The sequence below is a fragment of the Hydrocarboniphaga sp. genome (assembly GCF_965279055.1).
Taxonomy (GTDB): Bacteria; Pseudomonadota; Gammaproteobacteria; order Nevskiales; family Nevskiaceae; genus Hydrocarboniphaga.
On the sequence record NZ_OZ257125.1, the window covers coordinates 204,588 to 221,860 of the forward strand.

The 17,273-nt window shown below is 66.7% G+C and carries 15 protein-coding genes; 7 read left to right on the forward strand and 8 right to left on the reverse strand.

All coding sequences use genetic code 11. The annotated features are described in order from the left end of the window. Positions 1 to 72: 72 nt before the first annotated feature. Entirely contained in the window at positions 73 to 1,245 is a 1,173-nt protein-coding gene (locus tag ACQZF9_RS01010; protein WP_428311418.1) for a thiolase family protein, read from the reverse strand. Positions 1,246 to 1,381: 136 nt separating this feature from the next. Between ACQZF9_RS01010 and ACQZF9_RS01015 the strand changes: the two genes are divergently transcribed. Together ACQZF9_RS01015 and ACQZF9_RS01020 are read left to right on the forward strand one after the other, a co-directional pair. Then, on the forward strand, positions 1,382 to 1,942 hold the full coding sequence (locus ACQZF9_RS01015) for a TetR/AcrR family transcriptional regulator (RefSeq protein WP_428311419.1): 561 nt from the start codon (positions 1,382 to 1,384) through the stop codon (positions 1,940 to 1,942). A 52-nt stretch (positions 1,943 to 1,994) separates the two neighbouring features. Continuing rightward, a complete protein-coding gene (locus ACQZF9_RS01020) occupies positions 1,995 to 2,645 on the forward strand; it encodes a hypothetical protein (protein ID WP_428311420.1) in 651 nt (216 codons plus the stop codon). 45 nt (positions 2,646 to 2,690) lie between these two features. Here the strand turns inward: ACQZF9_RS01020 and ACQZF9_RS01025 are convergent, their stop codons facing one another. The 3 genes from ACQZF9_RS01025 to ACQZF9_RS01035 all read right to left on the reverse strand — a co-directional run bounded on the left by ACQZF9_RS01025 (position 2,691) and on the right by ACQZF9_RS01035 (position 6,642). Further along, complete coding sequence (locus tag ACQZF9_RS01025; protein ID WP_428311421.1) at positions 2,691 to 3,434, reverse strand: hypothetical protein; 744 nt, start codon at positions 3,432 to 3,434, stop codon at positions 2,691 to 2,693. A 107-nt stretch (positions 3,435 to 3,541) separates the two neighbouring features. After that, on the reverse strand, positions 3,542 to 4,177 hold the full coding sequence (pdeM, locus tag ACQZF9_RS01030) for a ligase-associated DNA damage response endonuclease PdeM (protein ID WP_428311422.1): 636 nt from the start codon (positions 4,175 to 4,177) through the stop codon (positions 3,542 to 3,544). 2 nt (positions 4,178 to 4,179) lie between these two features. Beyond that, the gene (locus ACQZF9_RS01035) at positions 4,180 to 6,642 is read right to left on the reverse strand and encodes a ligase-associated DNA damage response DEXH box helicase (RefSeq protein ID WP_428311423.1); all 2,463 of its coding nucleotides are present in this window, start codon (positions 6,640 to 6,642) and stop codon (positions 4,180 to 4,182) included. A 241-nt stretch (positions 6,643 to 6,883) separates the two neighbouring features. Here ACQZF9_RS01035 and ACQZF9_RS01040 point away from each other — a divergent pair, with 241 nt between their 5' ends. Continuing rightward, a complete protein-coding gene (locus tag ACQZF9_RS01040; RefSeq protein WP_428311424.1) occupies positions 6,884 to 8,197 on the forward strand; it encodes an adenylate/guanylate cyclase domain-containing protein in 1,314 nt (437 codons plus the stop codon). Positions 8,198 to 8,202: 5 nt separating this feature from the next. On the opposite strand, the gene ACQZF9_RS01045 is transcribed toward ACQZF9_RS01040, so the two are convergent. After that, positions 8,203 to 9,612, reverse strand: coding sequence for a DUF1329 domain-containing protein (locus ACQZF9_RS01045; RefSeq protein WP_428311425.1), 1,410 nt, complete (start codon positions 9,610 to 9,612; stop codon positions 8,203 to 8,205). Between the two features lie 206 nt (positions 9,613 to 9,818). On the opposite strand from ACQZF9_RS01045, the gene ACQZF9_RS01050 reads away from it, so the two are divergent. The 3 genes from ACQZF9_RS01050 (at position 9,819) to ACQZF9_RS01060 (ending at position 14,846) form a co-directional block, all read left to right on the forward strand. After that, positions 9,819 to 11,924, forward strand: a complete 2,106-nt coding sequence (locus tag ACQZF9_RS01050; RefSeq protein ID WP_428311426.1) for a DUF1302 domain-containing protein — start codon at positions 9,819 to 9,821, stop codon at positions 11,922 to 11,924. A 208-nt stretch (positions 11,925 to 12,132) separates the two neighbouring features. Next, complete coding sequence (locus ACQZF9_RS01055) at positions 12,133 to 14,112, forward strand: PAS domain S-box protein (protein WP_428311427.1); 1,980 nt, start codon at positions 12,133 to 12,135, stop codon at positions 14,110 to 14,112. Between the two features lie 38 nt (positions 14,113 to 14,150). After that, positions 14,151 to 14,846 carry a response regulator gene (locus ACQZF9_RS01060; RefSeq protein ID WP_428311428.1) on the forward strand — a complete coding sequence of 232 codons (696 nt, stop codon included), beginning with the start codon at positions 14,151 to 14,153 and terminating at the stop codon, positions 14,844 to 14,846. A gap of 31 nt (positions 14,847 to 14,877) precedes the next feature. On the opposite strand, the gene ACQZF9_RS01065 is transcribed toward ACQZF9_RS01060, so the two are convergent. The 3 genes from ACQZF9_RS01065 to ACQZF9_RS01075 form a co-directional block, all read right to left on the reverse strand. After that, positions 14,878 to 15,036 (reverse strand): hypothetical protein, encoded by a 159-nt coding sequence (locus ACQZF9_RS01065; RefSeq protein ID WP_428311429.1) that lies wholly within the window; start codon positions 15,034 to 15,036, stop codon positions 14,878 to 14,880. Then, positions 15,036 to 15,296 (reverse strand): hypothetical protein, encoded by a 261-nt coding sequence (locus ACQZF9_RS01070; protein WP_428311430.1) that lies wholly within the window; start codon positions 15,294 to 15,296, stop codon positions 15,036 to 15,038. Before ACQZF9_RS01070 ends, ACQZF9_RS01065 begins: the two co-directional genes overlap by 1 nt. Before the next feature lie 151 nt (positions 15,297 to 15,447). Next, on the reverse strand, positions 15,448 to 16,569 hold the full coding sequence (locus ACQZF9_RS01075) for a GAF domain-containing sensor histidine kinase (RefSeq protein WP_428311431.1): 1,122 nt from the start codon (positions 16,567 to 16,569) through the stop codon (positions 15,448 to 15,450). A gap of 304 nt (positions 16,570 to 16,873) precedes the next feature. On the opposite strand from ACQZF9_RS01075, the gene ACQZF9_RS01080 reads away from it, so the two are divergent. Further along, the gene (locus ACQZF9_RS01080; RefSeq protein WP_428311432.1) at positions 16,874 to 17,254 is read left to right on the forward strand and encodes a VOC family protein; all 381 of its coding nucleotides are present in this window, start codon (positions 16,874 to 16,876) and stop codon (positions 17,252 to 17,254) included. Positions 17,255 to 17,273: the final 19 nt, after the last annotated feature.

The following is a 17,273-nucleotide window of genomic DNA, read 5'->3' on the forward strand; positions in this document are numbered from 1 at the left end:
CGAGCCCCGCCAGCAGAACCCCTCTCCCGGCCCTTCGGGCCAACCTCTCCCGCAAGGGGAGAGGGTTGGAAGTCAAATGCGCTCCAGTATCGTCGCCACGCCCTGCCCACCGCCGATGCACTGCGTCGCCAGCGCGTAGCGTGCGCCTTCGCGATGCAGCAATTGCGCGGCCTTGCCGGTGATGCGGGCGCCGGTGGCGCCTAGCGGGTGGCCGATCGCGATCGCGCCGCCGTCGAGGTTGACGCGGCGGGTGTCGATCTTCAGCTCGCGCAGCGAGGCGATGCTCTGGCTGGAGAAAGCCTCGTTGATTTCGACGATGTCGATATCGCGGGCGCTCAGTCGCGCGCGCGCCAGCGCTTTCAGCGTCGACGGCACCGGGCCGATGCCCATGATTTCCGGCGCGCAGCCGGCGACGGCGACGCTGCGAATCCGCGCCAGCATCTGCAGGCCGTTGCGACGCGCGTAGTCCTCGGAGCAGACCAGCACCGCGGCGGCGCCGTCGGTCAGCGGCGAGGCGGTGCCGGCGGTGACCGTGCCGTCGGCGCCGAATGCCGGCTTCAATGCGGCCAGGCCTTCCAGCGTGGTCTGCGGGCGCAGACAGCCGTCGACATCGACGACACCGTCCGCGGTGTTCACCGCCACCAGTTCGGCTGCGAGTTTGCCGGCAGCCTGCGCGGCCGCGGCTTTCTGCTGCGAGGCGTAGGCGAACGCGTCCTGTTCCTCGCGCGAAATCCGGTATTTCGCGGCGACGTTTTCGGCAGTGTGGCCCATCGGGATATAGGCCTCGGTCATGAACTCCGCGTCCGGCCGGTCGGCGGCCTTGAAGCGCGGATTCGGCGCGGCGTTGAAGCCGCCCATCGGCACGCGCGACATCGACTCGACGCCGCCGCAGACGAAGACGTCGCCGGCGCCGATCGCGATCTGCCCGGCCGCGTAGTGGATGCCGCTCATCGACGAGCCGCAGAAACGGTTGATGGTCGCGCCGCCGCTGGTTTGCGGCAGGCCGGCGAGCAGAGCGGCGATGCGCGCGATGTTGCTGCCCTGCTCGGCCTCGGGATAGGCGCAGCCCATCAGCAGGTCTTCGACCGCGCGCGGATCGACGCCGCTGCGCTCGATCAGCGCCTGCACCGCGGTCGCGGCCAGATCGTCCGGACGTACGCCGGCGAGCCTGCCTTTTTTGGCGAAGTGGAACGGCGTGCGCACGTAGGCGGCAATGACGGCTTGGGTACTGGCGGCTTGAGTCATCAGCGGCTCCTGCTGGATGAGAATTGGTTGCCGAGCTTCGGCACGCAGAATATTATGGTCGTCATAAAATAAACTTCAAGTGACGTTGGGCGCTCGCCGTCTTAGAATGTCAATGGTCATATTGAGGTTCGCCGCCATGCGCTATTCCGACACCCACAAATCCGAAACCCGCGCGCGCATCGTCAAGAACGCGGCGGCGGCGTTCCGCAAACACGGCGTCGACGGTATCGGCGTCGCCGCGCTGATGAAGAAAGCCGGATTGACCCACGGCGGCTTCTACGCCCACTTCGAATCCAAGGACGCGCTGGTCGCCGAGGCGATCGACGCCGCCTTCGAACAGTCCCTGGCCTCGCTGGCGGCCACCGTGGAGATCAGCGATCCGGAACGGCGCCGCGACGTGCTGATGTCGCGCTATCTCAGCGACGTGCACCGCGACCAGCCGGCCAGCGGCTGCGTATTCGCGGCGATGGGCTCGGACGCGGCCCGGCTCAAGCCGGCCTTGCGTGCACGCTTCGACGCCAACTTCGAGACCATGATCGGCCTGCTCAGCCAGGGCAGCGACGAGCCGCAAGTGCGCGCCGCGGCGATCGCCCGCTATACCGCCGCGATCGGCGCGCTGATCGTATCGCGCGCGGTGCGCTCCAAGGCGCTGTCGGACGAAGTGCTGAATGCGGCGCGGCTGCATCATCCGGGCTGACGCGCGCGTCGAGTCGTAGCACAATCTCCGGACTAAGCCGGGGAGACAGGCAATGCCCAGACAGACGATTCTGATTCGCTTCGCCGCTTGCGCGCTGGGTCTTGCGGCCGCGGGCGCGAGCCAGGCCGCACCGGATTCATGGACACTGCATCTGGTGTGGTCGCCGGATTTCTGCGAAAGCAACCTGACCTCCAAGGAGCCGCAGTGCACCGAGGAGCGCTACTTCACCGTCGATGGCCTGCTGCCGCATTTTGCCGACGGCGCCAAGCCCGAGTGCAGCGACGATGCGCTGTCCGACGAGGAGCTGGAACGCTGGATGGTGACGATTCCGAATCGCGCGCAGATCAGGAAGACCTGGAAGAAACAAGGCGCCTGCAGCGGTCTGGATTCGGCCGGCTATTACATCCAGCTGGAGCGCGCCAGCCGCCGCTTGGTGGTGCCGGCGGAGTTCGGCGCGGTCACCGAGACGTTGAAGCTGTCGCGGGCACTGGTGAAGAGCGCCTTCATCGCCAGCAATCCGGGCCTCAACGAAGAAAGCCTGCAGCTGGACTGCCGCGGCCGCTCGCTGGCCGGCGTCAGTGTCTGCTTCGACGCGGAGTTTCAGTACCAGGCCTGCACTGTCGCCGAACATTGCTCGGCGGCCGAAGTGAGCTTGAGGCCGCTGCGCGCGAGCCGCGTCGGGCGCGAGCCGGTTTATCGTTGACCAGAAAAGCGGCGGGTCATGACCCGCCGCCTCTCGAAGCCGCGACTAGCGAATGTAGGTCGGCCCGTGCAACTGCGTGCCGAGGGCCTGGCCGTCGGTGCTGGCCAGCTGCGGATCGATGACCACGGTGTAGCGGCCCGCCTGCAGATTCGGCGCATAGAGCACGTTCGGGCTCTGGCCCTGCGCCCAGTTCGCCGCGACGGGCTGGCCGTTGGCGCCGATCAGCTTGATGTTCTGCGCCGCCATCGGATTGGTCACCTGGCGCGAGAAGCGGATCACCAGCGTCGGCTGGTCGGCCGCCTGGCCGACGTACTGCACGCCGAAGCGATCATCGCCGGCGGCCTGCCCCCACCACGGACGCAGCGCCTCGACGGCCGGCGTCGCCGGTGGGCGCACCGCGTCGCGATCCGGCTGCTCATCCTTGACCGCGACTTCGGTGTCCGCGGGTTCGGCCGGCCTGGCCTTCGGCTGCGGCGCGGCCGGTTCCGGCGGTGCGATCGCCGGCTCGGCAACCGGCGGTGTCGCCATCGCGGCTTCAGGCGCGGCCTCGGCGCTCATCTGGACCGCCGGTGCAGCGGCTTCGGTCGTCGCGCTCGCCGGGGCCACGGCCGCGACCGATGAACTGCCGTCAGCGGCCATCGCCGTCTGCGGCTCGGCCGGCTTCTTCTCGATCGTGCTGCTGCTTTGCGACACCGCGTAGATACCGCCGGCGAACATCAGCGCCAGTACGCCGACGATGGCCGGTTTGACGAACCGAGGGCCGCTGCTGATTTCGAGTTGTGGACTCATCAGTTTCTCCTTCCTTGGATTTGATGCCACTCCACTGTGGCCAGCGCCGGTGAATTGCATCTGAACTTCCACCGCGCGCTTCAGTGCAAATTCAGTGAAAGGGAAACTCAGGCGATCGCGATCAGCCGCTCCGGCGTCACCGCGATGACACGATCGCCTGCCTCGGCGCGAATCGGGTAGCCACCGGTGAACGCACCGAAAGACGGCAGCACCGCGACGCGTTCACGCAGCCAGAACACCGGCAGGCGCAGCCGATCGCCGCCGCTGCGCAAGCTCGTCACCGGATGCAGATGGCCGCCGAGCGCATGGCCCAGCGACGAGGGCTGCGCGTCGTGCATGAACAGCAATGGCGGCTCGCTCAGTTGCACCTGCCAGTTCAGCCGCCAGCGTTGCGGCACGCCGTCGACGCGATCGTGGTTGCCGCGAATCACGCTGATATCCAGCTGTGAATGGCGCAGCCGGAAAGCGTCGACATCGTCCAACCAGGGCTCGCTGGCGAGCAACGGCGCGTGGAACAGATCGCCGAGCACCAGCAGGCGTTCGGCGGCATAAGTCTCGATCAGCGCCGACAGCCGCTCGAGATCATCGCGGGTCGATCCGCTGGGAATCGCGACGCCGGCGCGACGGAACGCGCTGCCTTTGCCCAGATGCACGTCGGCGACGATCAGCGTGCGCCTGCGCGGCCAGAACATCGCGCGATCGCGATCCAGCAGCAGGCTCTCGCCGGCGAGCGTGACCTGCATGATCAGCCAGCGGCCGCGCGCTTGCGGCGGCGTCGCGGCACCGGCTCGCTGGCGGCGGCCTCGAGTTCGGCGAGCATGCGGGCGATGCGCTCGTGCACGCCTTCGCTGGACACGCGATGCTGGTTCAGCCGATCCGTCCACAGCGGAAACGCCAGCGGCGTGAAGCGCTCGACGTCGACGACGACGATGCGCGCCGCCTGCAACTGCAGCAGCGTGTCGCGCAGTCTTTGATAGTCCAGCTGCTGCTCCAGCGCTTCGCTCAGCGCTTGCCGCGTCAGCTGGTTGTCCGGGTCGTAGCGCGCGAGCACGTCGTAGATCAGGCCGCTGGAGGCCTGAATCTGCCGCGCACTCTTGCGCGCGCCGCCTCCGGGATAACCCTCGAAAACCAGGCCGGCGATGCGCGCAATTTCGCGAAAGCGGCGCCGCGCCATCTCCGAGGCATTGATGCCGGCGAGCAGATCGTGTTGCAGATCCTCGGGGCTGAGCAGCGCTGCGAGTTCGCCGGCATCGAGATCCGGCAAGTTGCGGGCGAGCAGTTCGAAGCCGTAGTCGTTGACCGAAAAGCTGCAGGTCAGCGGCGTGTGTTGTGCGAGCCGCCATGCGAGCAAAGCCGACAGGCCTTCGTGCACATGGCGCCCGGCCATCGGATAGACGAACCAATGCCGGCCTTCGCGCGAACGCGCGCGCTCGATCAGCAGCGTGCCGGGCGCCGGCAATTGCGACCAGCGCTGCTGCAGTTCCAGCAGCGGCGCCAGTGCCCGCATCTCCGGATCGCTCGCCTGATCACCACGCGACAGCAGCTCGGTCAGGCTGCCGGCGAGTTCCGACGACAGCGGCATGCGCCCGCCCATCCAGCGCGGGATCAGCTTGCTGCCGCTACCGCTGCCGGGTTTCACGTACGCGGTCATGTCGCGCACTTTGAGCAGGGACACGCGGCGGCCGGCGAAGAAGAAAGCGTCGCCGGGCTTGAGCCGCGAGATGAAGCTTTCCTCGACGCTGCCGAGCGAGCCACCGCGCAGATAACTGACGCGCATCATCGTGTCGGCGACGATGGTGCCGACCGCCATGCGATGACGCTGCGCCAGCCGCGCATCGTCGACCTGCAGCAGGCCGTCACGCTCGACCACCTTGTGATACTGCGGATAGGCCTGCAGCGCGCTGCCGCCGCGCATCACGAAATCCAGCACCCAGTTCCATTGCGCGTCGGACAGATCGTCGTAGGCATGCGTCGCCGCGATTTCGCGGCGCAGCGCGGCCGCGCTGACCACGCCGGTCAGCGCCAGCGTGACGACGTGTTGGGCGAGCACGTCGAGGCTGTTGCGCAGCGGCCGTCGCGCCTCGATCAGGCCGGCCGCTGCGGCGCGGCGCGCGGCGGCGAATTCGGCCAGCTCCAGCGCCATCGTCGGCACGCAGACGATGCGGCTGGTTTCGCCGGGGCGATGGCCGCTGCGGCCGGCGCGTTGCAGCAGCCGCGCCACGCCTTTCGGCCCGCCGATCTGGATCACCTGATCCACCGGCGTGAAGTCCACGCCCAGATCGAGGCTCGAGGTCGCGACCACCGCGCGCAGCTCGCCGGCTTTCAGCGCGGCCTCGACTTCGCGGCGCAGCGCGGCGTCTAGCGAGCCGTGATGCAGCGCCATGGCCCAGTCCGGTTTGGCCGTGCTCAATGCCTCGAACCAGCGCTCGGCCTGGGAGCGCGTGTTGGTGAAGATCAGCGAGCTGGCGGCGCTCTCGATCGCACCCAGCACTTGCGGCAGCTGCGGCAGGCCGAGATGTCCGGCCCAGGCGAAGCGCTGGATCGTCGGTGGAATCAGCGTTTCGATCACGGTGTGCTTGGGCGTGACACCTTTGATGATGCGCGCCGGCCGTCGCGGCCCGACCAGCACGCGCGCTGCTTCATCGAGATTGCCGAGCGTCGCCGACAGGCCCCAGCTGCGCAGCGGCGGCGACAGCGCCCGCAGCCGCGACAGGCACAGCTCGGTCTGCACGCCGCGCTTGCTGCCGAGCAGCTCGTGCCATTCGTCGACGATCACGGCTTGCAGGCCGGCGAACTGTGGAATCAGGTCGGCGTAGGACAGCAGTAGCGACAGCGACTCCGGCGTCGTCACCAGAGCCTGCGGCAGACGCTTGCGTTGCCGCGCGCGCGCCGCGCTACCGGTATCGCCGGTGCGCAGCTCGACGTTCCAGCCGGCGCGCAGCGCATCGCTGGCCTGCTGCAGGCCGGCCGCGGTATCGGCGGCGAGCGCGCGCATCGGCGTGATCCAGATGACGCGCAGCGGCTCGTCGCCGCCTGCGGCCTGCAGCAGCGCGGCGATCCACGCGGCCAGCGTCTTGCCGGCGCCGGTCGGCGCATGGATCAGCCCGGATTCGCCGGTGGCGTAAGCGGCCCAGCATTCGCGCTGGAAATCGAACACGCTCCAGCCGCGTTCGGCATACCAGTTTTCGACATCGCGCACGGTCGGCATCGCTTGAGTATGCGGACCGTCGCCATGGATGGCGACTCGGCTTTGCTTGCGTCCCTCGATACGCCGCGTTGCGGCTACTCGGGAGGAACGGACAGAAGTAATCTCGCCCCGCGTTCCTCCCGAGTAGCGCCGTAGGCGCGTATCGCGGGACGCATCGAAAGCTCCATACGGTTGCCGACACGCTGCATCGGCCTCAACATCGGCGCCGCAGCTCAGCCCATCACGAGAACCCGAACAAGACATGGACGGCAGCGCATTCTGGGTGGCGGCCCTGCTCGCCGTCGGCCTCGGTGGCATTTTCCTTTGGGCGGACTGGAACAGTCGGCCGAGCCGCGCGTTGGCGCTGTGCCTGATCGTGATCGGCCTGCGCCTGGCGCTGGTGCCGCAGGAGTTCAGCCTCGGCAAGAACGGTTTCTGGATCTACCAGATCAGCAGCCGCAGCCTGGAGACCTTGTCGATCCTCGCCGGCATCGAATGGGCGCGTCGCGTTGCCGCCGACGCCAGCGTGACCCTGCGGCGCACGGTCGGCGTGCTGTTTCGCGTATCGCAGGGCATCGCGCTGCTGTACGGCCTGCTGGTGATCGGCTACGTCGTGCTGGCGCCGGATTCGGCCGGTGTCGACGCCAAGGGCGCGATTCGCGTGCATGGCTGGGGCTGGGCGCTGATCCCGGTGCTGGGCACCGCGATTCTGCTGTCGGCGATCGCGCTGATCATCGTGCGCTTCACGCGCAAGGACCCGGCGGAATCGGTGCGCCTGTACGCGCTGATGATCGCCGCGCCGTTCCTGCTCGCCGGCCTGCTGGTCAGCCGCCAGTGGGTGCCGCTGGTGATCTCCTTCGGCCTGCTGATCTTCCTGTCCGGCTCGGTGCAATACCTGATTATCCAGGGCCAGCGCGGCGCCTCGATGCGCCAGTTCATTTCGCCGGAGATCGCGCGGCTGCTGTCGACGCGCGGCATGGAGGAGGCGATGCATCGCGAGCGCCGCGAGATCAGCATCGTCATCTGCGATCTGCGCGGCTTCACCGCGTATGCGCGCGATCACGATTCGGATCTGGTGGTCGGCCTGCTGGAGCGCTATTACCGCGTGGTCGGCCAGGTCAGCCTGCGGCATCGCGGCACGATCAAGGATCACGCCGGTGATGGCGTGCTGATCCTGGTCGGCGCGCCGCTGAAGGACAGGCGTCACGCGGTACATGCGGTGAGGCTGGCGCAGGAGCTGAGCCTGCGCATCGGCGAGTTCCTAGCCGATGCCGGCGTGCCGCTCGGCATCGGCATCGGCGTCGCCACCGGCGAGACCACGATAGGCGCGCTGCGCGGCGCCGGCCGGCTCGAATACGCGGCGGTCGGCACCGCGGTCAACCTGGCGGCGCGGCTGTGCCAGCGCGCCGCCGACGGCGAAGTGCTGATCGATCAGCGCACCGGCGATGCGATCAGCGACGACCAGCGCTTCAGCATCGCGCCGCGCACGCCGGAGGCGATGAAAGGTTTCGCCGAAGGAATTCCGGTCTATGCGCTGGGCGCCACGACGGCTGTGAGCGCAGGCGCCAGCGTTTAGGGAACCTAGCGGTTGCGCGCGCGCCGCTTCAGCGTCGCCGGGTCGAAATAGTTGTCGTCGTAGCGGGCCTGGAAGTCGGTGATCTGTTCTTCGTTGCTCATCGCGGTGGTGAAGTAGCGCTTCGATTGCAGGTCGTAGATCAGCTCGGGCACGCCGGTCACGGTCGGCACGAACGGCGCGGTCAGCAGATGCGCCTCCTGCACTTTCCACAGCTTGCCGCGCTCGTCATAGCAGTCGACCACGGCGATGCTCCAGCTGTCCTCGTCGACATAGAACACCCGCTTGGCGAACTGGTGACGCTGGCCGGGCTTGAGCGTGGCCTCGACCACCCAGACGCGGTGCAGCTCGTAACGCGCGAGATCCTGGTTGATGTGATGGGCGCGCAGGATGTCCTTGTACTTCACCTTTGGGCTGTTGATCAGGTAGGAGTTGTACGGAATGTAGATTTCCTTCTTGCCGATCAGCTTCCAGCTGTAGCGGTCGAGCGCGCCGTTGAACACGTCGATCTGGTCGTTGAACTGCTCGCCGTCGGTGCCCACCGCGGGGTTGTCGTAGCCCACGTCCGGTGCGCGCGTGACGCGGCCCAGTGCCGGGCTGAAGATCCACGCCGCGCGGCCGCCGCTGCTCTGGTCGGCGGTTTCGTGCACCAGCGTGATCTGGCCGGCGACGCGCGCCGGCGCCAGCGTTTCGGACTGGTAGAACGCGCTGAGCTTGCCGTCGCCGGGGTGCTCGATGTTGGCGTAGACGAACTTCACGTCCTCGACCAGCTTGGTGATCAGATAGCTGCCGTCGGGCTTGACGATCGCCTGGTTGTTGTAGCGCCGCGCCGCGTCGCCCTTGAACTTGAGCTTGTGATTCCAGATCACTTCGGCGCCGGACTTGGGGATCGGGAACGGAAAGCCGAGCTTCGCGCCCTTGACCGAATCACTGCCTTCCAGCGATGCAGCCGTGGCGTTGGCGATCGTCGCCGCTTCGATTTCCGGCGGGAAATAGCCGGTGCGGATGGTCGGATAAACCCGCATTTTGTAGTCCGGATAAGCCGCGAACAGCGCCTTGTGGCCGTCGCTGAGCTTGCCAGCGTACTGCGCCAGATTCGCCGCGGTGATTTCGAAGCTGACTTTCGACGCGCTGCCGGCGGCCTGCTCCAGTGTTTTTTCGATCTTGTCCGGATCGCCCTTGCGCAGCTTTTCCAGATCGGCCGGCGTGTAGTGCTTCTGCTCGTCGGTGAAGTTGCTGGCGCCGGTCCATGCCGGGATGGTGCCGTCCTTGTTGCCGGCACGCTCGGCGCCGATGGCGGTCAGCTCCTTGCCCAGCCGCGCGGCGTCGGCGGCGGCAACGCCGGCTTCGGCGCTGAAGCTGAACAGCAGACAGGACGCAAGACACAGCAGGCTGCGGGCGGGCAGGAACGGGCGCATCGGTTCTCCTCCGGCACTCGGCCCGGCTGTCGCGAATGCGCGCCGGTGCTCGGTGTGGCTTGTCGTCGCATTGTGCTTGTGGCGCATCGCGGCGCCTTCGCCGCTGCGCTCACCGGCTTGTCTCTACGGTCAAGCCGCGACGCGGTAGCGGTCTGCTAGCGTCCGCCACATAGAAGGCGATCAACGCCTCGCGAGGAGAGAGAGCCATGCGGAAACCCACGACGGCGCACGCCCGCGCCTGTCTGCTGCTGTTCGGTCTTGCCATGCTGTCGCCGGCGCGGGCCTTCGACACCGAATACGAAGGCGCGAGGATCACGCTCAACAACACCGCCACCATCGGCGCCGCGGTGCGCATGCAGAAGCGCAGCAACAAGCTGCTCGGCAAACTCGACGTACCCGGCCAGCAGGACCTGTGTACGCCGGACGACTGCATGTCCTTCGGCGGTGATCCGGAGCCGAACCAGCGCCTGGTCGACGCCGCTGGCGCGTTCTCCGGCGTCAATGCCGACGACGGCGAGATGAACTACGACCAGTACGACCTGGTGGCGGCGACGTCGCGGCTGAACAGCGATCTCAAAGTGCAGTACGGCGATTTTCTCGGCCGCGTGCGCGGTGTCGGCTTCTTCGACCCGGTCAACGAGGACTTCGAGGAAACCCACAACAACACGCGCTGGCAGCCGCGTCACACCCAGCGCAGCAGCGAAGTCGAAAAGCGCTATGCCAAGGACTACCAGTTGCTCGACGCCTATGTGCAGTACGCGTTCGACGCGGGCGACCGCAGCGGCACGTTCTCGGTCGGCAAACAGCTGCTGCGCTGGGGCGAATCCAACCTGGTCGCCGTCAACAGCATCTCGGAAATCAATCCGCCGAATCAGGCCTACCTGCGCTTTCCGGGTATCGAAGTCGGGCGCCTGTTCACGCCGGTGCCGATGGCGCTGCTGTCGATGGACCTGTTCGAGAACGCCAGCGTCGAGCTGATGTACCAGTTCGGCTGGGAGCCGGTGCAGGTCGATCCGCAGGGCAGCTTTTTCTCCGACAGCGACATCATCGGCGGCGGCCGCTATGTGATGTCGACCTTGGGCCAGCATTCCGAAGACCCCGACAAGCGCTTCCGGTCCAACGGTGAAATCGCGCTGTTTTCGCAGACCACGTTCACCGTGCCGGTCGACGACAAGATCGGCGAGCCGCGCGACGCTGGCCAGTACGGCGCCAAGTTCAGTTACTTTGCCGACCAGCTCAACGGCGGCACCGAGCTGAGCTTCTATTTTCTGAACTATCACAGCCGCCTGCCTTACATCAGCGCGGTTGCCGCGAACGAAACCTGCATTCCCGGCGGCAATACCAACTTCGTCGCCGCGCTGGCCGCTTGCCGCGGCTTCAACGGCAGGATCAACGTCACCGGCCTCGGCCTGGAACCCCTGCCAATCGACAGCGCGCGCGCATTCCTCGACTACCCCGAGGACATCCAGATGTTTGGCTTCAGCTTCAACACCAACATCGGCTCCTACTCGCTGTCGGCGGAATATTCGTTCCGGCCGAATCTGCCGCTGCAGGTGCATGTCACCGACGTGGTGTTTTCGGCGGTGCAGCCGGCGTTCCCCGAGCAGGACGTGACCGTGAACCCGGTCGGCGGCGTGATCGATCTGCCTTTGCCGGTGGTTGGCTCGACGATCCCCGGCCGACGACATGTGACGCCCGACTATCTGAGCGTGTATCGCAACCTGCCGACGCAGGCCAACCAGATCGTGCGCGGCTACGAGCGCCAGCAGGTCGGGCAGTTCGACGCGACGTTGATCCGCTCGTTCTCCGGCAGCAACTGGCTGCGCGCCGACCAGATCATCGTGCTGCTGGAGGGTGGCTTCACCCAGGTCTACGACATGCCGTCGCGCAAGCGCCTGCAGTTCGACGGCGGCGGCGTCAATCGCACGCATGCCAGCCCCGGTGCCGACGGCACCGGCAGCCCCGACGGCACGCCGGACCCGGCGCGTTTCAATCCGACGCAGCAGACCAGCGGCTTTGCCGACGATTTCGCCTGGGGCCTGCGCCTGCTGACGCGTTTCGAATACAACGACGTCTTCCGCGGCGTGCATTTGCGCCCGGTTTTTGGCTATTTCTGGGACGTCGGCGGCATTGCGCCGCTGCCGGTGCAGAACTTCGTCGAGGGCCGCAAGGAAATTCTGGCCGGCACCGAAGTCCAGCTCAGCCAGGCGCTGACGGCGCAGTTCGCCTACCAATGGTTCACCGGCGGCGGACGCGACAACAATCGCATCGATCGCGACAACCTTGCAGTCAGCGCGAGCTACTCGTTTTAGGGAAGTGCTGAAAAGCCCATTTGCGAGTGGCGTGATGCTTGTTGCGATGTGGAGATCGAAGAGCGATCGGATCACAGCAAGCCGAGACTTAAGCCATCAATATCGGCACAATCAAAGCCTGATCGACTCGTCTCGACGACACGTCGTCGGCAGCCGAGTTGTTCGAGGGTTCCCTGAACCAGCGTTCTTCGTTGTAACTAATCACGCCATGGACTGTTCGCCATTGCAGCATTGGGTCGTTCCGGCGGCGCCGAGCGCGCTGCTGCTGCTGGTGGTGATCGTCTGGGTGTTGCAGGTGTCAGGTTTGCAGCAGCGCGTCCGTCGCTCCGAGTTGGCCGCGCGCGAACAGGCCGACGCGCTCCGGGACAGCGAGACCTTGCTGCGCAGCATCTTCGAGTACGCGCCGCAGGCGATCCTGGTGGTCGATCTTCGCGGCAACATCCTGCGCGCCAACGACCAGGCGGCGCTGATCTTCGGCGAGCCGCTGCAGTTGCTGATCGGCAGCAATGTCGAGCACCTGATCCCAGACCGTCTGCGCGCCCGGTACCGCGAGAACCTTCTGGAGTATTTCGGCTCGTCCAACAGGGGGCTGGCACGGCCGCAATGGCCGGTGCATGGCCTGCGCGACGGCGAATCCTTCCCGATGGAAGTTTCAATGAGCCATATTCTCGTCGGCGGCCAGCAGCTGGTGGTGGCAATGGCGACGGATATCTCGCAGCGCCACCTGATCGAGCAGTCACTTCGTGAAAGCGATTATCGATTCCGCACGATCATGGAGAACGCGCCGATCGGCATGGCGATCGTCGCGCTGGACGGTCGCTGGATCGAGATCAACCAGGCGGTGTCCGACATCACCGGCTATAGCCAGGGCGAGCTGCTGGGCATGAACTTGCAGGACATCACCCATCCCGATGACCTGGCGCACGACCTCGACCTGATGGACCAGCTGATGCTCGGCCAGATTCAGAAAGGCCAGCTCGAGCAACGCTTCGAGCACAAGAGCGGCGGCCATGTCTGGGTGCTGCTGGCGGTGTCGCTGGTGCGCGCTGCCGGCGGCGAGCCGTGCTATTTCATCTGCCAGATGAAGAACGTCGAGGAGCGCAAGCGCGCCGAGGACGAGCTGCGCCGCGCGCTGGCGCTGCAGTCGAGCATCGTCAGCTCGGCGCCGACCGCGATCATCGCCACCGATGCGGACGGGCTCATCGTCAGCTTCAACCTCGCCGCGCAACGCATGCTGCAGTACAGCGAGGCCGACGCGATCGGCATGCCGGCGATCCGGCTGCACGATCCGGCCGATCTGCGCCGGCGGGCGAAGCTGCTGCACGGAGCCGGCGCGGCGCCACTGGAGGCCGGCTTCGAGGCGATCGTCGCGCCGGTGCGCAGCGGCGGCATCGAGCAACGGGAATGGACCTATGTTCGCCAGGATGCCAGCAGCTTTCCGGTACAGCTGCTGGTGTCGGCGCTGCGCGACGAGCACGGCGCCATCAGCGGCTTTCTCTGTATCGCAAGCGACATCTCGGGCCAGCGCCAGCACGAAGTCGAGATGCAGGACGCGCTGCTCGAAAAGGAGACGCTGCTGCGCGAGGTCTATCACCGCGTCAAGAACAACCTGCAGGTGGTCAGCAGCCTGTTCAACCTGCAGCTGCGCACGATCACCGACGGCGCCGCACGCGCTGCGCTGGCCAACGCCGCGCAGCGCGTGCGCGCGATGGCGCTGGTTCACGAGAAGCTCTACCAGTCATCGAGCCTGTCGGTGATCGACCTCGACGACTACCTGAACGATCTGCTGCGGCGTCTCGGCGCGTCCACCGGCGCCAACGAGCGCGACATCTCCACGCAGTGCCAGTGTCCGCCGCTGCGCATCGGCATCGACACCGCGATCCCGCTGGGCCTGATCGTCAACGAGCTGTACGGCAACGCGGTCAAGCACGCGTTTCCAGACCGCTACGAGTGCTCGGGCCGGCCGCGGATCAGCGTCGTCGTGACGATCTCCGACGCCGGCTTCAACCTGGTCGTGCAGGACAACGGCTGCGGCCTTTCGGCGGAAAAAACCGACCTTCTGTCGACCAGTCTCGGGCTGACTTTGGTCCGCTCCCTATCGTCCCAGCTGGACGCATCGCTGCACATCGGCGTATCGGTGGGGACGCGCGCGTCCCTGGTGGTACCGCTGTCGCGCATCGTGCTCTGATCCGGCTGGTTCGCAAAAATGCCCACAAAGGATCACCCATGGCCGGACTGTTGATTGTCGAAGACGAAGCCATCGTCGCGCTGGATCTGGCCAGCCAGGTGCAGGCGATCGGTCACCAGGTGATCGGCATCGCCGACAACGCCACCGACGCGATCCGCCTGGCCTGCCAAAAACTTCCCGACGTGGTGCTGATGGACGTCGTCATCAAGGGCGACGTCGATGGCGTGGAGGCGGCGCGGGTGATCCAGCGCGACCTGCAGGTGCCGGTGATTTTCCTGACCGCCTACAGCGACACGCGCACCGTCGACAGGCTGACCCAGATCGGCCCGTTCGGCTATCTGACCAAGCCGTTCCTGGCGCGCGAACTCAAGTCGACGATCCAGCTCGCGGTGTACAAGGGCCAGATCGACGCCAATCTGCGCGAGTCGCAGCACTGGCTGATGTCGGCGCTGGCCAGCGTCGCCGACGGCGTCATCGCCAGCGACGAGTTCGGCCAGGTACATTTTCTGAACCCTGCCGCCGAGCGTCTCACCGGCTGGAGCAGTGCCGAGGCCGAAGGCCGCCTGCTGCGCGACGTGATGCGTCTGGCCGGCGCCGCGCAGCAAAGCCCGGCGACTCTGCTGACCAAGGCCGGCGAGCCGGTGGCGATCGAGTGGACCTCCAAGGCGATCCTCGGCGGCCGCGGCCACCCGCTCGGCGAGATCGTCACGATGCGCGAGCGGCGGCAGAGTTGAGCCAATGCGGCGCCGGCGTTTTTTCGCGGTATCAACGCAGATCCAGCTCGCGCCTCAACAGCTCCAGCACGCGGTCCAGCGCCTCGGTTTCAGCCAGCGCCGCCAGTTGCGCGGCATCGATATCCGCGTCCTGCGGCGGGCCGTAGACGTGCGCGCTGGCTTCGCCTTGCGCAGGCGTGGCGCGATCCATCACTGCGGCTCTGGCGGCGCGCCGTCCGGCAGACGGGCCGGGCGCGCGGCAAGCTGGTCGCCGATCTTTTCGCAAGTCGCTTCCATCGTGTGCTCATGCATAGCCAGCGTCACCTTGTCACCGGCACTTTTGCCGACGCAGGCGCTGTAGGCTTCCGGCGGCGGCTTGCGCTGGCTGACGCCGGACGGCGGTTCGGCGTAGGCGGACAGCGTGGCGAGCGCGAGGGCAAAGGCGGCGGCGTATAGCGTGTGTCGGCTCATGTCGGGGTCCGGTAAGGCGCGGTGCGCGCTACGTTCATTGGACCGCGGCGGCCGGTAAACCACCGGTACGACTTGGAAACGGTTTGAAACAGCCTGTAAAGGCGCGCTGCGGCGCTGCCTGGCGTGAGCAGCGTCGCGCCGGATCGGCCGCTTACAACGGCATGCTGAACAAAAAGCGCGTGCTGCCTCCGGCAGATTCGGCGCGCAGGCTGCCGTTGTGCGCCTGCGCGATCTGGGCTGCGATATACAGGCCCAGGCCCAGTCCGCCCGAGCGTTTCTCGCCGCTGAAGCGGGTAAAAGGCTGAAACAGCTGCGGCAGGATCTCGGCCGCGATCGGCGTGCCGCGATTCTCCACCTGCAGCGTGAATTCGCCATCGCGCGTGGCGGCGCGCACCGTCACCGGCCCGTTCGCCGATCCGTGCGTCAGCGCATTGCCGAGCAGGTTGGACAGCAGCTGCGCGATCCGGCCGGTATCGCAGCTGACGCTCCGGTCGATCTGAATTTGCACGTCGATGTGGCGCTGCGCATGCACCGTCGCCAGTTCGGTGATCACCTGCTGCAGCGCCTGGCCGAGCTGCTGATCGTCGTGTTTGTGCAGCTGGATACCGCTGCCGAGCTTGCCGCGGGCGAAGTCCAGAATGTTGTCGACCAGTCGCGCCATGCGGTCGGCGCTGCGCAGAACGCGCGTGGCGATGTCGTGGCCGGTGGCCGGCAACGGCAGCCGCAGCAGCACCTCGGCGCCGGACATCACCACCGCCAGCGGCGTGCGCAGATCGTGGCCGAGCACGGCGATGAACTGCTCGCGCAGTTGTGCGTTGTGCCGCTCGTGCAGCAGCTCGGCCTGGCTTTGCTGCAGACGCTGCTCGCTGTCGAGCTGCAGGCTGATCAGCTTCGCGAACAGCTCGAATGTCTGGATCACCTGCGGATCGTCGAGCTTGGCCGGCAGCGGGTCGAGCGCACACAAGGTGCCGAAGAACTCGCCGTTGACGCGATGGATCGGGATCGAGATGTAGCTTTCAAAACCGTACTGACGCGGCGTGTGATGGGTGCAGAAGTGCGCATGCGCACTGACCTGGTCGATCACCACGGCCTTGCCGCTCTGGCGGATTTCGTCGCAGATCGTGGTCTTGAGTTCGAGTTCGCCGCCGGGCGTCAGGCCGAACCCGAGCTGGTCGCGCACTGCGCAGGCGATCCAGCGGGTTTCGGTGACTCTCGCCACCGCAGCGAAACGCAGGCCGGTCAGCCGACAGCAGACATCGAGGATCGTCGGCACCGCGTCGAGCCGACCGATCGCGGCGATGTCGGCGGCGATCGGATCGTCCTTCGCGTTCCCGGCCGCCTGCCCGGCGTGGGTGCTGTCGTAAGTCAGACGCTTTTGCCTTGGGACGCTGCGGGTCCCAGTAGATTTGCCGTTTAATTCCTGAGGGCCGGGGTTGCTTGCGGCCGCCGCCTATCGTCGGTGGCACCTGCGGCCGCGTCAAATGCGCGGCCCGCTGCCGGCGTTGTCGGTCGGGGCTGGCCACGGCTATGATCCGGCAGCCATTCACCGCGCGCCGTCAGGTTCCAGGTTATTTGCGATGATCCATATCAGGCTGAGCAGCGTGCTGGTGCGCGATCAGGCGCAGGCGCGCCGCTTCTACACCGAGGTGCTGGGTTTCGTCGTGCGCCAGGACATTCCGATGGGCGAGTACAGCTGGCTCAGCGTCGGCACGCCATCCGGCGAGGTCGAGTTGCTGCTGGAACCGGCCTCGACCGAGTACGCGAAGGCCTACCAGAGCGCGCTCTACGCCGCGGGTGTACCGCTGACGATGTTCGCCTCCGATGACATCCAGGCGGACTACGCGCGGCTGAGCGCGCAGGGCGTGGTGTTCACCGGCGCGCCGCAGAAATTCGGCGAAGTGACGATCGCGACTTTCGACGACCGCTGCGGCAATTACATCCGCCTGTTCCAGGCCTGAGCGCCGGCGCGCCTGCTGG